The following is a 15,887-nucleotide window of genomic DNA, read 5'->3' as shown; positions in this document are numbered from 1 at the left end:
AATGTTAATTTTGAATCTTAATAAAAATAAATCATGGGAAAATACGTAGAGGCAACTGATGCCAATTTTCAAGAGTTAATAGGATCTGATACACCTGTATTAGTAGATTTTTGGGCTGAATGGTGTGGTCCATGTAAAATGATTGGACCCGTTGTAGAGGAATTGGCAGGTGAAGTAGAGGGTCAAGCGATTGTTGCGAAAATGAATGTCGATTTAAATTCAGCTGTACCAGCATCTTTAGGTATTCGTTCTATCCCTACTTTGATGGTTTTCAAAAATGGTGAAATGAAAGAGCGTTTAGTGGGCGGTAACTTACCAAAATCAGTTTTAGCTGAGGCTTTGTTGAAGCACGCTTAATTTATTGATTAACTTCTTGAATAGCCTGTAGCAAAATGTTGCAGGCTATTTTTATTTCCTCTTCTGTAATCACCAAAGGTGGTGCAATACGGATGGAATAATCACAAAATAAAAACCAATCGGTTATTAAACCTTGCTCAATACAAGCATCGATCACAGCCTTGACAGTTTTAAAAGAATCTAATTCAACGGCCAGCATGAGGCCTATTCCTCGCACTTCTTTGATGCTGGGATGAACCAAAAGGTCTTTAAATAATTGACTTTTCCTTTCTACCTTCTCTAATAATGCTTCCTCAAAGATAGTTTCTAAGGTAGCCAAAGATGAGGCACAGGAAACAGGATGTCCTCCAAAAGTAGTGATATGCCCCAGAACAGGTCTTTCTGTTAAAGTTTGCATGATTTCCTCTGGAGCAATAAATGCGCCTATAGGCATTCCCCCTCCCATTCCTTTGGCTGATAATAAAATATCAGGTTCTATTTCCATGGCTTGAAATGCCCAAAAGGTACCTGTTCTTCCAAAGCCTGTTTGTATTTCATCTACAATCAATAGGCAGCCGGTTTCCTGGCAACGCTGTTTTAATGCCCTAAAATAAGCTTTGGAAGCTAATCTTACACCTGATTCCCCTCCTACTATTTCTATGACAATAGCAGCTGTTTTATGAGTGATTTGTGTTAAATCTTCTACTGCTCCATGACGAATATGGCGAATATCAGGAAGCAAAGGACGAAAACTATTTTTGAAATTTTCATCACCCGCTAGGGATAAAGCCCCTTGCGTAGCTCCATGATAGGCTTGAAAACATGAAATAATTTCAGTTCTACCGGTATATCTTTTAGCCAATTTCATTGCGCCTTCTACTGCTTCAGTTCCAGAATTGGTAAAATAAACTTGATTCAATCGGGTTGAATGTGTTGATTTTACTAAAGCTTGGGCAAGTAGGACTTGAGGGCTTTGAATGTATTCCCCATACACCATTAAATGCATATACTGATCTAATTGCTTTTTAATGGCGGAGATCACCTTTGGATGACGGTGACCTACATTGGATACGGCAATACCCGAAATTAGATCCATATAGGATTTTCCTTGAACATCATATAAGTAAATATGCTCAGCTTTTTCAATTTCCAAGGCTAAGGGTGCATCAGAAGTTTTAGCAAGATGATCAAGAAAAAGTTGTCGATGAGTAATGGCCATAATCAAAAGAAAAACAAATTTATCTTCTTTACGTTAGGAATGGTAATTCTATTCACTACTTTATTTTACCCTTTGTCATAAATTCAGTTTACTTATCAATTCTGGAACTATTTTTGTTTCAAAATCCCTAAGATGAAATTTATACAACTACTTTTTAGCCTTTCTGTTATCATTCTTTTTGGTTCTACAATACGCGCGCAGCAAATTCACGGAACGATTCGAAATAAACAAGGTGAAGTGATGCCATTTGCTACGGTTTGGGTATCGAATTTGAATAAGGGTACCACTGCGAATGAAGAAGGTAATTATTCCATTAAAACAGGAATAGGAAAGCACACATTGGTGTTTCGGTATTTAGGGCATAGTCCAAAGACCTTCAGCATTGAATTAGAAACATCCAATTCAGATAAATTATTGGATGTGATACTAGAAGAACAAGCCGTGGCTTTGGCAGAGGTAAATGTGGGAGGTTTAAAGGAAGATCCAGCCATTGGCATTATGCGGAGGATGATTGCTATGGCGCCATTTCATTTAAAAGAATTAGATGCCTACGAAGCCAAAGCCTATGTTAAAGGCTCAGGGAAAGTAACTGAAGTAAGTTCCTTAGTGAAAATGTTAGGTGGGAAAAAAATTGAAAAAGAAATGGGTGTTAAAGTCGGTAGCACCTATGTTTTGGAAGGAATAAATCAAGTTAGTTATCAAAAGCCCAACCGATTGCAAGAAAAGGTAATTTCCAACCGGAATAACCTTCCTCCTGCTTTAAATCAAGGATTGAATTTACGCGTTACGCAAACGAACTTTTATCGACCTAAAGTTTGGGGAGGTTTATGGTCGCCCTTTGGTCCACAGGCATTTCAACTTTATCGGTTTGCCTATTTAGGTAGTTTTACACAAGACGGATTGACTATCAGCAAAATACAAGTGCAACCTAAGGCCAGTTATGATGATTTATTTGAGGGAACAGTTCAAGTAGTAGAAGATACTTGGAGCATTTATTCCTTCCAATTAAGATTTAAAGATTCCAATGGGTCTTATGGATTTACACAACAAAATGCCCAGTTTCAGGGAGTTTGGATGCCAATTCAATATGATTCTCAAGTCAATTTTGATGCATTCGGGATTAAGGCAAATTTTAGATACATCACTCAAATCAAACAATATCAAATAAAGGTTAACCCTGCTTTTTTAGTAAAACCTGCCATTATAGAAGAGAGATTAAATAAAGAACTAGCCAAAGAGATAAATCGAGAAAAGATTAAAGATCCCAAAAAGGCCTTGGGGAAAGAGCTGACTAGGAAAAAGTTAAAGGAGGTTTTAAAGAAAGTAGATAATGAAGAAAAGAAGGAAAATCTGGTCAAAATGGATGGTTTGACATCTGATTATACCTTTGAAGTGGATTCTACATCAAAAAATAAACCCGAGAGTTTTTGGGAAGAAGAACGACAAGTACCACTAACCGAGGCTGAGAAAGTGGGATATAAGGAAGCAGATAGTTTATGGATTGCTGGTGCAGATAAACGAAGGAAGGATTCTATCAATGCTTTACCCACGTTCAAATTTGGTCATTTGCTTTACGGTAAATTGTATAATTATGAAAAGAATTTCATCGGTAAAAGTTTGGATTTAAGTTCCATAGGTGGGGGATTTAATGCAGTAGATGGATTTTATCTGGATAGAAGCATTGTATATAGAAATCGATTTGGTAGAAATAATTACCTGACTTTAGGGGCAAATATGCGATATGCCATAGCTCGCCATCATTGGAATGGAGATGTGTTTATGGAGCGTAATTTTGATGAGAATAGGCAGTATATCAAAGCTGAACTTGGTAGTAATGTCTTCCAAATTAATCGAAGTAACCCTATTTCGCCATTTTTGAATATGTTTTACTCTGTCATTTTATCAGAAAACTATGTTCGATTATTTCAAAAGAACTATGTGAGTTTAAATTATCAATACCAATTTACACCTAGCTTACGTTTCCTTTCCTTGTTTGAATATAGAAATAGAGAAGTTTTAAGCAACTCAGTGGAACATGGATGGTTAAATCAAGATAAACATTTTGAACCCAATATGCCTGAAAATGTAGCTTGGGGAAATCAAATTCCTGCAAGAGCTAATCAGTGGGCTAGTTCTCTTGGATTTCGATGGCAACCTAAAGCCACTTGGAATCGATTCAACGGCGTTAGGAGAATAAATAATAATGAAGGCCCATCTTTTAATTTTATTTACGCATTTGGAACGGGTGATGATCAATTTCAACGTTTGAATTTTGATTATAGTCAATTCATCAATTTAGCGCGATTAGGTACTTTGAATCTTCAAATGTCCTATACGACTTATTTACAAAAAGCTACTAATTTTTTAGATTACAGCCATTTCAATGGTAATCAAACCAATTTTATAAGTGCAAATGAACAATCATTCCGGTCCTTGCCTTATTATGCTTTTAGTACTACAGACTCTCATATTAAACTGTACATGAAATGGGAACCTAGAAAATTACTATTGAGTCAGTGGAATATCTTAACCCAATATGGTATTAGAGAATATGCCGTGTACAATCGACTTCAAATTCTACAAGGAGTCAATCAAGGTGCTTATCAGGAGCTTGTTTATGGAATTTCGGGCATCGGTAAATTTTTGGGTTTAGAGCTTGCGTATCCTATGAGCAATTGGGTTCCAGAGCGCTTCAAGCTCTTGCTTAGATTTCCTTTTTAGTTGTTTTTTACGCCAAAATTCTTATTTTTGTGACAAATTTTTTTGGAATAATCTAACACACACTTTATGGATTCAATTGTTTACTTAGTTCCTGCTTTTGGTATAGTAGGATTGTTGTACACGGCTTGGAAATTTAGCTGGGTATCGAAGCAAGATGCTGGAAATGACACAATGAAAGAGCTTTCGGGATATATCGCAGATGGTGCGATTGCCTTTTTAAAAGCCGAATGGAAAATATTAGCCTATTTCGCAATTCCCACTGCGATATTATTGGCGTGGTTAGGAAATCAGGAAGGTCCTGGATTTCACTCTTCTCCCTTAATTGCCGTTGCCTTTTTAATCGGTGCCATATTTTCAGCAACTGCTGGTTATATCGGTATGATTGTAGCTACGAAAGCTAATGTTCGTACGGCAGAAGCTGCTAGAACTTCTTTGGCTAAAGCATTATCTGTTTCATTTACAGGAGGTTCTGTTATGGGAATGGGAGTTGCAGGTTTGGCTATTTTAGGCTTAGGTGGCTTGTTTATTACATTTTATCAAGTTTTTGCTCAAGGTCAAGCCTTGACTTCGAATGAGATGAAAACAGCGATTGAAGTATTAGCAGGTTTTTCATTAGGCGCTGAGTCAATCGCTTTATTTGCTCGTGTAGGTGGTGGTATTTACACCAAAGCTGCAGACGTTGGAGCAGACTTAGTAGGTAAAGTAGAGGCAGGTATTCCTGAGGATGATGTGCGTAATCCTGCAACTATTGCGGATAACGTGGGTGACAATGTGGGTGATGTGGCTGGTATGGGTGCCGATTTATTTGGTTCTTATGTGGCAACAATTTTAGCAACCATGGTATTAGGCCAGGAAATTGAAGTAATTGACAACTATGGTGGCTTCTCCCCTGTTTTATTACCTATGTTAATTGCTGGGGTTGGTTTATTAGCTTCTTTGGTTTCAACTTTCTTTGTACGAATTAAAAATGAAACTGATTCTGTGCAAAATGCCTTGAATACAGGAAACTACTTATCTATTGTCATCACTTTTGTAACCTCTTATTTCTTGGTGAAGAATATTTTGCCAGAAACATTGGTATTACGTGGATTCAGCTTTACTGCTATGGATGTGTTTTATTCCATCATTGTAGGCCTTATTGTAGGAACCTTGATGTCTATCATCACTGAGTATTATACGGCTATGGGAAAACGTCCTGTGGACTCCATCGTTCAAAAATCAGGTACTGGTCATGCGACTAACATCATTGGTGGTTTAGCTGTAGGTATGGAATCTACTGTTTTACCTATTTTAGTTTTAGCAGCAGGTATTTACTTCTCTTATTTCTTTGCTGGAATTTATGGTGTTTCCATTGCCGCAGCTGGTATGATGGCAACTACGGCTATGCAATTAGCGATTGATGCTTTTGGTCCGATTGCAGACAATGCAGGAGGTATTGCAGAAATGTCCCAATTGCCTGCTGAAGTTCGTGAGCGTACAGACAATTTGGATGCAGTGGGTAATACCACAGCTGCAACTGGTAAAGGATTTGCTATTGCTTCGGCGGCTTTGACTTCATTGGCCTTATTTGCTGCTTTCGTTGGTATTTCGGGTATTACGCAGATTGATATTTATAAAGCGGATGTATTAGCCGGTTTATTTGTTGGCGGAATGATTCCTTTCATTTTCTCTGCATTATGTATTTCTGCTGTAGGTAAAGCAGCTATGGAAATGGTGAACGAGGTTCGTCGTCAGTTCCGTGAGATTCCAGGTATCATGGAGTATAAAGCTAAACCAGAGTATGAAAAATGTGTGGCTATCTCGACAGAGGCTTCTATTCGCCAAATGATGTTACCAGGTGCAATTGCTTTATCAGTTCCAGTGATTGTTGGTTTTATCATGGGACCAGAAGTTTTAGGAGGTTTACTAGCGGGTGTAACTGTTTCAGGTGTTTTGATGGGTATTTTCCAGTCGAATGCTGGTGGTGCTTGGGATAATGCTAAGAAATCATTTGAAAAGGGTGTATTAATTGATGGAGTAACTTATAAGAAAGGATCTGAACCGCATAAAGCTGCGGTAACAGGTGATACGGTAGGTGATCCATTTAAAGATACTTCTGGACCATCAATGAATATTTTAATTAAGTTGATGTCCATCGTTTCTTTAGTTATTGCCCCTTACATTGCAAAAACTGACGGCAAGGTTTCCCACGTGGAGAAAGCTCCTGTCGTGATGAAAGTGATTGCCAAGAAATAGTTTTACATAAATTGTTTGAAAAAAGGGTCAATCCAATAGGGTTGGCCCTTTTTTATTGTTTAGTGATTAGTGTTTAGTGATTAGTGTTTAGGTTTTAGTGTTTAGGTTTTAGTGTTTAGGTTTTAAGGATTAGTGAATTTGGAATAAGTTCTTATGTATATGGTGAATGGAATTACAGGTTTTAAATTTCTTTCTCCATATTACTTCAATTAAGCTCCTCCCTTCTTTACCATTCGAATCAATAATCCCTAACCTCTAACCCCTATTCCCTAACAACTAATCCCTAAGCACTAAACACTAATCCCTAACCTCTAATCCCTAATAAAAAACGCCCTCCAATTGGAAGGCGTTTTTTATCTCTATCAGAAAGATAACCTAGAACTAAGCGGTTAATTTACCTCTTAATGCTCTTGGGATATCGATCGTTGCAACTGGGTTAGACATTGGATTCAATATCTCACATCCTTCCACAACTAATTTGTTAACTTTTACTGTTTGTCCTAGATCTAATCCAGAAATATCAGCAGTAACAAAATCAGGAATGTTTTCAGCTAATCCTTTCAAAGTAACTTTACGTAACTTTTGGATCATTTTACCTCCTTTGATAACGCCAGGAGAGTTACCAATAATTTTAATAGGTACATCGATCTTAATAGGCTTGTTATCAACAATTTCTAAAAAGTCAACGTGTAAAATCATTTCGTTTACTGGGTGAAACTGCGCATCTTGTAAAATAGCGCGGTATTGATCACCTTCGATGTTTAATGATACTTCATAAACATCTGATGAGTAAAGTAAATCACGGAAAAGAATCATCGGAACAGCAAAGTGAACTTGCTCTTTTCCACCATACAATACACAGGGAGCTAAAGCTTCAGTACGCAAATCTTTCGCGCCCTTACTTCCGAGATTCGCTCTTTTATACCCTACAATCTCTAATTTTTTCATGTTGTTTTTGTTAAGTTTCCAGTCTTTCGCATGTGGCTATCCCCTGAAAACGGTTGAAATTAATATTTAATAAATAATGAACTGATAGATTCGTGATCTCTAATTCTTCCGATTGCCTTTGCAAATAACTCAGAAACGGTAAGAACTTTAATTTTGGCACATTCTTCTTTTAATGGTATGGTATCCGTTACCACCAATTCGGTTAACACAGAATTGGAAATGTTTTCGTAAGCCTTACCAGATAAAACAGGGTGAGTAACAATTGCTCTCACCGACTTTGCACCTTTATCCATGATTAATTGAGCGGCTTTGCACATAGTTCCACCTGTATCAATCAAATCATCCACTAAAACAACATTGGCACCCTCTACATCACCAATTAATTGCATGGATGCAATTTCATTCGCGCGTTTTCTGTGCTTGTCGCAAATAACCATATTGGCATTAAAAAATTTTGCCATATTTCTTGTTCTCACTACACCACCTACATCTGGTGAGGCAAAAGTGAGGTTGTCAAGCTCTAAGGATTTCAAATAAGGGATAAAAATCGCTGTTCCTTCCAAGTGATCTACCGGAAAATCCATGAAACCTTGAATTTGTCCAGCATGTAAATCAATGGTCATAAGACGATCAGCACCAGCCGCTGTTAATAGATTCGCAATCAATTTGGCTCCAATTCCTACTCTAGGTCGATCTTTTCGATCTTGACGAGAATATCCAAAATAGGGAATAACGGCGGTAACATAGTGTGCGGAAGCTCTACGGGCTGCATCAATCATCAATAACAATTCCATCAGATTATCAGCCGTTGGAAAAGTGGATTGAATGATAAATACATCGCAACCGCGAACTGACTCATCAAAACTTGGAGACATTTCTCCGTCTGAAAAGCGTAATGTCGTAGCTGCCCCCAAATCTTTACCGTAGTATTTAGCAATTTCTTTGGCCAAATAATTGGACGCTGAACCTGAAAATATTTTTACTGCATTAATCGCTGCCATTTGGGAAAATTAAGGAACAATGGTGGTGTTTATCTGAAATAAGGCGCAAAACTAGTGAATTTTGCGCCCTTTTACAATTTTATACTTTATTTAATCGAAGCACGAATGATATTCAATGCTCCTCCCGCTTTAAACCATTCGATTTGTTGAGCATTGTACGTATGATTTACTGGGAAACTATCCTTGCTTCCATCAGCATGTACTAATTCAATCGTTAATGATTTTTCCGGAGCAAATTCATTCAAACCAATGATATTAATGCTATCATCTTCTTGAATTTTGTCGTAATCAGCTTCATTAGCGAAAGTTAAAGCCAACATACCTTGCTTCTTCAAATTGGTTTCGTGAATACGCGCAAAGGATTTTACCAATACAGCACGAACTCCCAAATGACGCGGTTCCATAGCTGCATGTTCACGAGAAGAACCTTCTCCATAATTGGTATCTCCTACTACGATAGTTCCAATTCCTGCCGCTTTATAAGCACGTTGAGTATCAGGTACAGCACCATAAGCTCCTGTTAAATGGTTTTTCACATTGTCTGTTTTTTCATTGAAGAAATTCACAGCACCGATCAACATGTTGTTAGAAATATTGTCTAAGTGTCCACGGTATTTCAACCAAGGTCCAGCCATAGAGATATGGTCAGTAGTACACTTTCCTTTAGCTTTAATCAATAATTTCAATCCTTTCAAATCCGTTCCTTCCCAAGCTGAGAATGGAGCCAATAATTGTAAACGGTCAGATGTAGGCGAAACTTTTACTTGAACACCTGAACCATCCGCTGCAGGAGCTTGATATCCTGCATCTTCCACAGCAAAACCTAATTTCGGTAACTCATCACCTGTCGGTGCCTCTAATTTCACCTGCTCTCCTTTTTCGTTAGTTAAGGTGTCAGTTAAAGGATTAAACGTTAAATCACCAGCAATGGCCAAAGCCGTTACAATTTCAGGTGATGCCACAAAAGCATAGGTATTCGGGTTTCCGTCAGCACGCTTGGCAAAGTTTCTGTTAAATGAGTGAACGATGGTGTTCTTCTCTCCTTTTTCAGCACCTGGGCGAGCCCATTGACCAATACAAGGTCCGCAAGCATTGGAGAATACAGTTGCTCCAATAGAATCAAAGGTTGAGATAAAACCATCTCTTTCAATGGTGTAACGTACTTGCTCAGAACCTGGGGTAATCGTGAATTGGGCTTTTGTTTTTAAACCTTTAGCTGCTACTTGTTTCGCTAGTGAGGCTGCACGGGCAATATCTTCATAAGAAGAGTTGGTACAAGAACCTATCAAACCAACTTCTACTTTTGTAGGCCAGTTATTTTTAATGGCTAATTCTTTTAATTTAGAAATAGGTGTAGCCAAATCTGGAGTAAATGGACCATTTACATGTGGCTCTAAAGTATCTAAATCAATTTCAATAACTTGATCAAAATAGGCTTCAGGATTTGCATATACTTCCGGGTCAGCTGTTAAGTGTTCACGAATACCATTGGCTAAGGCTGCAACATCCGCTCTTCCTGTTGACTCTAAATAACGAGCCATGGAGTCATCATAACCAAAAGTGGAAGTAGTAGCACCAATCTCCGCTCCCATGTTACAAATGGTTCCTTTTCCTGTGCAAGACATGGAAGTAGCACCTTCTCCAAAATATTCTACTACACAGCCTGTTCCACCTTTTACCGTTAGAATACCTGCTACTTTTAAGATAACATCTTTAGCGGATGTCCATCCATTTAATTTTCCTGTTAATTTAACTCCAATCAACTTAGGGAATTTTAACTCCCAAGCTAAACCTGCCATGACATCACATGCATCAGCACCACCAACACCAATGGCGATCATACCTAATCCACCAGCATTTACTGTGTGTGAGTCAGTACCAATCATCATTCCACCTGGGAAGGCATAGTTCTCTAAAACAACTTGGTGAATGATACCAGCTCCTGGTTTCCAGAATCCAATACCATATTTATCTGAAACAGATGATAAGAAATCATAAACTTCTTTATTCTTGTCAACTGCCACTTTTAAGTCGGTAGAAGAAGCTACTTTAGCTTCAATTAAGTGGTCACAATGTACGGTTGAAGGAACGGCAACTTGCGGACGTCCTGCTTGCATAAATTGCAAAAGGGCCATTTGAGCCGTTGCATCTTGCATTGCAACACGATCTGGAGCAAAGTCTACGTAAGAACCTCCTCGAGTAAATGTGCTAGAAGGTGTTCCTTCCCACAAGTGACTATAAAGTATTTTTTCCGTTAAAGTAAGCGGTTTTCCTGTCAATGCACGTGCTGCGGCAATTCTAGCCGGCATGCGATCATAGACAGCTTTAATCATTTCAATATCAAAGGCCATGAGTCAATGTTGGTTTTAATAAATTGTTCGTAAAATTAATAGATTACTGCCACCTTTTTGCCACTTTTTGTAAATATCATTTCCTTTAAAGCAGTTTTTTGTGAATTTTACATTTTAATTGACTTTTTACCGAGTAATTTTTTAACCTTGATTGGCCCGAATTGAGATTTAAACTGATTTCTTCTTTTTCTTTTTTCCTGTATTTTTCCGCCTGCTACCTCGCTTTCGGTCAAAAAAGCAGTTCGATGGATACCTTGATTAACAAGGCCATGGAATTAGCTCCTCAGCATAGTGCATTGATGGGTCAATTTTCAGCCGAGGTCATCACCAAAGAAAAAGGTCGCTTTAATCAGGTGATTGGTTTAGCTAAAAATCGACTTAAAAGAAATGAAGGTATACAAGAAGGTCAATGGTACGGAAATCAGACGCATGTTAAAGTATATGTCAAAAGCTTGAATCAAATGATTCATGAAATCATTGATGTCAAAGGTTTCCATAAAAAATATCCAAGGCCTACCCTATTTTTCTGGCCTGATTTCTACCAGGATTTTATTGGAACCAATTGTGTATCACCTTTAAATTACCAAGGACGAGATTATTATTCTTATGAATATTCGGGTGATACTTTAGTGGACGGACAAAAAGGTTATCAATTTCAAGTCAAACCTACCTCCACGGGAGATCGATTATTTAGTGGTAAATTAACTCTAAATCATTCAGGCTGGATCATTCGATGGGAAGCTCAAGTAGAATCTGATGCCATATTCTACTACATGGATTTGCAGCATCAATGGGTAAACCAGGCTTGGTTACCCAAGGCCGCATACTTTAAGCTATCGGGTGGGCTAATGGGTAATTACGGTGAGTTTATTCTACAAGAGGAAGTGCAGCAAGCTCCCCAAAGCTGGAAAGCTGATGCTAACTTTCAGGTTCCGAATCAGATAAATGAGCGATTAAATTTCGCAGAAATAGGTTTTGATGAAGTTTTTGCCACCCAATTATTAGGAAATTTTCATCAATCCCTATTGAGAAAATGGAAGTCGCGCCCTCAAAGTGGGCTCATTACCATGGATTCCGTTCGTTATGTGAAGCGTGAAGAAGTCCAACATAATACGCAGGATGACCAATTTTTTCAAGGATCTATGAGCTCCAATCTCCTGGAGGCCTCCATCGATACCCTACGAAGAAGTCCTTTTTCTTTAAATCAATTAATTTTTTCAAAGTCCTTTTATTTCGGATCTAGACAAAAAGATTTTTATCCTTTTGAAATCTATTATAAATCGCCTGTATTTGATTCAAATTTCAATACGGCAGAAGGTTTTGTGGCAAATGCTAGTCTTTTGTTTCGGAAAAGATGGGCCCGTTATCAATTTTTGGAAGCTGAATTTTTAGGAAGACGTTCCTTTGGTTTGAATCGAAATACAGGCTATGTGAAATTAAGGTACAAGACAGATTCTTTTGATATATCCATTTCTCAGGGGGATTTTGTCCAACAAATGAATCCGGATAATTCAATTTCTCCTGAAATGAATACGCTGTCAACGCTTTTGTTGAAAAACAATCAAATGAAAATCTACCGTAAGGAGTTTTGGAATTTAGCCTTGATAAAGCGTTTTTCCTCTAAATTCTTTTTTAAAGGAAGTGTTGAATGGGCACGTAGAAGCCAAATGGATAATACGACTGACTACTATTGGTTCAATTATTTGAATCGAAAATTCACAACGAATAATCCTCAAAATTCGGAATATCCACAAGAAGGTTTCTCAACTTATAAGGCATTTATAAGTCAAGTTACCTTGGGTTTTAGACCTTTTTTAACTCAATATTATCGAAATCATATTCGTGAAAGTGAATGGGGATCTTCACCTTTAATTCTATTTAAATACCGGGCAGGCTGGAAAGGAATAGCCGAATCATCAGCTCAATTTAATATGTTAGAAGTTTCCTACTTACAAAATTTAGCGCTCTCTCCTTGGATAAAATCTGGCTTTATTATCAATGCGGGTACATTTCTTGGACAAGCTCCAGAAAATTTTATTGATTTTAAGCATTATAATGGTACCATGAATTTAGTTCTGGCAGGAGAAATGTTGGCCTCCCATCGTTTAGTGGGTTATTATCAAAATTTTACTGCAGGAGCGAATCAGCGTTTGAACGTGAATCATTATGCCTACAGCACTGCGGGTTCATATGTGGAAGGATTATCCTTATTCCAATTTTCAAATCTTTGGTTAAAGCCCTTGTTGGGTATGAAAAAGTCCTATGTAAAAGAAGTTTTAATCGCCAATACCGTGTTTATCAATAATCAAAAACTTTTATATTCAGAAGTAGGTTACGGTTTAGATGGTCTAGTTAAAATTTTCCGATTGGAGGCGATTGCTAGTTTCATCAATGGGAAATTCAATTACGTAGGTTTACGATTAAATCTTAATTCAAGAATTCGGATTGGAAACATCCCAGATTGATTGAACTAATAGATTTTTTTTCATTGCTTCAAAATCATTCGCTAGAAATTCATTTTAAGCAAGTATATTTGAGGTCATTTTTTAGTATACATAATTCAATTTAATAGAATGGCAAAAAATTTGGTCATCGTGGAGTCGCCTGCAAAAGCTAAAACCATCGAAGGGTATTTGGGTAAAGATTTTGTGGTGAAATCTTCGTTTGGTCACGTGAGAGATCTCCCAATCAAGGGTGATAAGGCAATTGATATTGAGCATGATTTTACGCCAACCTATGTGATTTCACCCGATAAAACTAAGGTGATTTCGGAATTGAAGAGTTTAGCAAAATCATCTGAGGAAGTTTGGTTAGCGACTGACGACGACCGTGAGGGAGAATCCATTTCATGGCATTTAAAAGAGGCATTAGGTCTAAAAGACGACACCAAAAGAATTGTTTTTAGAGAGATAACGAAATCGGCTATCCAAAACGCCATTTTAGCTCCTCGTAAGATAGATATGGATTTGGTGAATGCCCAGCAGGCTCGCCGAATCATGGATCGATTAATTGGATTTGAGCTATCTCCTGTTCTTTGGTCTAAGGTTCAAAAAGGACTTTCTGCCGGACGTGTTCAGTCTGTGGCGGTTCGACTGATTGTAGAAAGAGAAAAAGAAATCGAGAAGCATGAAAGTGTAGGGACCTATAAGATTTCAGCCATTTTTAATTTGCCAGGTAAAAAAGTGTTAAAAGCTGAATTACCTAAGAATTTTAACACAGAAGAAGAGGCCGTGGCCTTTTTGAAGAAATGTGTGGGGGCTGATTTTAGCATCAAGAGTTTAGAAACTAAACCCGCTAAAAAATCACCAGCGCCGCCTTTTACGACATCAACCTTACAGCAAGAAGCATCTAGAAAGTTGGGCTATTCCGTGGCTACTACCATGCAAATTGCTCAAAAATTATATGAATCGGGACGTATTTCTTACATGCGTACTGACTCAACTATGTTATCCCAAGAAGCAAGAGATAAAGCTAAGGCTGCCATTGAGGCGGCTTATGGAGCTAAATTTCACCATGCTCGTCAGTTTAAAACCAAGAGTGAAAGCGCACAAGAGGCCCACGAAGCCATTCGTCCAACAGACTTTGAAGTAAATTCCATTTCTGGTGATGCACGTGAAAAACGTTTGTATGAATTGATTTGGAAGCGTGCCATAGCTTCTCAGATGTCGGAGGCTGTTATTGAACGTACGACGGCCCAAATTCAAATTTCTAGTACTTCTGAATTATTAATTGCTCAAGGTGAAGTAGTTACTTTTGAAGGGTTCTTAAAAGCTTATTTGGAAGGAAAAGATGAGGAAGAGGAGGATGAAAACAAAGATATGTTACCTCCCTTATCCATCGGACAGGTACTTGATTTGGCTGAACTAAAAGCGCAAGAACGTTTTTCTAGGCCTGCAGCTCGCTATACAGAGGCTAGTTTAGTAAAAGCCTTGGAAGAAAAAGGAATAGGTCGCCCCTCTACGTATGCACCTACCATTTCTACTATCATCAAAAGAGCCTACGTGGTAAAGGAAGATCGTCCTGGTAAAGAAAGGGAGTTTCAAACATGGATTTTAAAAGATCAGGAGATTGTTGGTCAAAAGAATACTGAAATAGTAGGTACAGAAAAAGCTAAATTATTTCCAACTCATATAGGTACCTTGGTTACCGATTTTTTAGTCGAGAATTTCGAAGAAGTAGTAGATTATACCTTCACGGCTGAAATGGAAGATGAGTTTGATAATGTCGCCAAAGGTAAATTAGCTTGGACGCAATTGATGAAAAACTTTTATGGTTCTTTTCACCAGACCATTGAAGATAGCAAATCGATTTCTCGTAGTTCCGTAGGTGGAGGAAGAGAATTGGGAGTTGATCCTACTTCTGGAAAGAAAATTTCCGTTCGATTGGGCAAATTCGGGCCATTCGTTCAACTGGGAGAATCTGGTGAGGAGGAAAAACCTGTTTTTGCGAATCTTTCCAAAGATCAGTCCATCAGCAACCTAACTTTAGAAGAGGCCATTGCATTATTAGAGCGTCCGAAGTTACCTCGTGAAGTAGGGATTTATGAAGATAAACCTTTGATTATTGGTGCCGGAAAATTAGGTCCATACATCAAGTATGATGGTAAATTTACGAGTTTACCTGATACAGAAGATCCATTTACTTTGGATATGCCAGGGGCCATTCGTGTATTAGAATCTGCTCAAAAAGTAGCCGAAGCAGAAAGTTTGGGTACTTTTGAAAATGAATTAATCTCCACTGGAAAAGGAAGATTTGGTCCTTACGTAAAACATGCTGGTAAATACTTTTCCTTGGGTAAAACGGATAATTTGGCCAGTTTAACATCCGAAAGAGCGATTGAAATTATTTTGGCTAAGCGAAATTTAGAGGCAAATAAATTCATTAAAGAATTTGCTGAAAATGACCAGGTTAAGATCGTTAATGGCATGTATGGTCCATATATTCAAATTGGTAAACGTAATGTCAAGATCCCTAAAGATCAGAATCCTGCAGAATTAACATTGGAACAATGTTTAGAGCTAGGAGAACAAGCACCAGCTCCCAAAAAAGCTAGAAAAAAGTAGTAATAACATTTAA

At 37.9% G+C, this 15,887-nt stretch carries 9 protein-coding genes; 5 read left to right on the top strand and 4 right to left on the bottom strand.

The window, feature by feature from the left end; all coding sequences use genetic code 11:
• Positions 1-33: 33 nt before the first annotated feature.
• The gene (gene trxA, locus ACST15_RS01790) at positions 34-357 is read left to right on the top strand and encodes a thioredoxin (protein ID WP_109323049.1); all 324 of its coding nucleotides are present in this window, start codon (positions 34-36) and stop codon (positions 355-357) included.
• 1 nt (position 358) lies between these two features.
• On the opposite strand, the gene ACST15_RS01785 is transcribed toward trxA, so the two are convergent.
• Complete coding sequence (locus ACST15_RS01785; protein WP_459452936.1) at positions 359-1,555, bottom strand: aspartate aminotransferase family protein; 1,197 nt, start codon at positions 1,553-1,555, stop codon at positions 359-361.
• A 132-nt stretch (positions 1,556-1,687) separates the two neighbouring features.
• Between ACST15_RS01785 and ACST15_RS01780 the strand changes: the two genes are divergently transcribed.
• Positions 1,688-4,276 (top strand): DUF5686 and carboxypeptidase regulatory-like domain-containing protein, encoded by a 2,589-nt coding sequence (locus ACST15_RS01780; RefSeq protein WP_459452935.1) that lies wholly within the window; start codon positions 1,688-1,690, stop codon positions 4,274-4,276.
• A gap of 66 nt (positions 4,277-4,342) precedes the next feature.
• On the top strand, positions 4,343-6,511 hold the full coding sequence (locus ACST15_RS01775) for a sodium-translocating pyrophosphatase (protein ID WP_459452934.1): 2,169 nt from the start codon (positions 4,343-4,345) through the stop codon (positions 6,509-6,511).
• Positions 6,512-6,892: 381 nt separating this feature from the next.
• Here ACST15_RS01775 and ACST15_RS01770 read toward each other — a convergent pair whose 3' ends face one another.
• The 3 genes from ACST15_RS01770 to ACST15_RS01760 all read right to left on the bottom strand — a co-directional run bounded on the left by ACST15_RS01770 (position 6,893) and on the right by ACST15_RS01760 (position 10,811).
• Entirely contained in the window at positions 6,893-7,459 is a 567-nt protein-coding gene (locus ACST15_RS01770; protein WP_459452933.1) for a 50S ribosomal protein L25/general stress protein Ctc, read from the bottom strand.
• A gap of 59 nt (positions 7,460-7,518) precedes the next feature.
• A complete protein-coding gene (locus tag ACST15_RS01765; RefSeq protein WP_459452932.1) occupies positions 7,519-8,460 on the bottom strand; it encodes a ribose-phosphate pyrophosphokinase in 942 nt (313 codons plus the stop codon).
• An 86-nt stretch (positions 8,461-8,546) separates the two neighbouring features.
• Positions 8,547-10,811, bottom strand: coding sequence for an aconitate hydratase (locus ACST15_RS01760; RefSeq protein WP_459452931.1), 2,265 nt, complete (start codon positions 10,809-10,811; stop codon positions 8,547-8,549).
• 245 nt (positions 10,812-11,056) lie between these two features.
• Here ACST15_RS01760 and ACST15_RS01755 point away from each other — a divergent pair, with 245 nt between their 5' ends.
• Positions 11,057-13,276 carry a DUF5686 family protein gene (locus ACST15_RS01755; protein WP_459452930.1) on the top strand — a complete coding sequence of 740 codons (2,220 nt, stop codon included), beginning with the start codon at positions 11,057-11,059 and terminating at the stop codon, positions 13,274-13,276.
• Positions 13,277-13,384: 108 nt separating this feature from the next.
• Positions 13,385-15,874: a type I DNA topoisomerase gene (topA, locus tag ACST15_RS01750; protein ID WP_459452929.1), complete on the top strand. Its 2,490-nt coding sequence runs from the start codon at positions 13,385-13,387 to the stop codon at positions 15,872-15,874.
• Positions 15,875-15,887: the final 13 nt, after the last annotated feature.

The organism is Aquirufa sp. Wall-65K1, from assembly GCF_054558475.1.
The sequence above is the reverse complement of the archived record's forward strand: the minus strand, read 5'-3'. Positions and strand labels throughout refer to the sequence as shown.

Excerpts from the sequence above, each read along its gene's own strand:
- trxA (WP_109323049.1), top strand. The coding sequence starts at position 34 with ATGGGAAAATACGTAGAGGCAACTGATGCCAATTTTCAAGAGTTAATA.
- ACST15_RS01785 (WP_459452936.1), bottom strand. The coding sequence starts at position 1,555 with ATGGCCATTACTCATCGACAACTTTTTCTTGATCATCTTGCTAAAACT.
- ACST15_RS01780 (WP_459452935.1), top strand. The coding sequence starts at position 1,688 with ATGAAATTTATACAACTACTTTTTAGCCTTTCTGTTATCATTCTTTTT.
- ACST15_RS01775 (WP_459452934.1), top strand. The coding sequence starts at position 4,343 with ATGGATTCAATTGTTTACTTAGTTCCTGCTTTTGGTATAGTAGGATTG.
- ACST15_RS01770 (WP_459452933.1), bottom strand. The coding sequence starts at position 7,459 with ATGAAAAAATTAGAGATTGTAGGGTATAAAAGAGCGAATCTCGGAAGT.
- ACST15_RS01765 (WP_459452932.1), bottom strand. The coding sequence starts at position 8,460 with ATGGCAGCGATTAATGCAGTAAAAATATTTTCAGGTTCAGCGTCCAAT.
- ACST15_RS01760 (WP_459452931.1), bottom strand. The coding sequence starts at position 10,811 with ATGGCCTTTGATATTGAAATGATTAAAGCTGTCTATGATCGCATGCCG.
- ACST15_RS01755 (WP_459452930.1), top strand. The coding sequence starts at position 11,057 with ATGGATACCTTGATTAACAAGGCCATGGAATTAGCTCCTCAGCATAGT.
- topA (WP_459452929.1), top strand. The coding sequence starts at position 13,385 with ATGGCAAAAAATTTGGTCATCGTGGAGTCGCCTGCAAAAGCTAAAACC.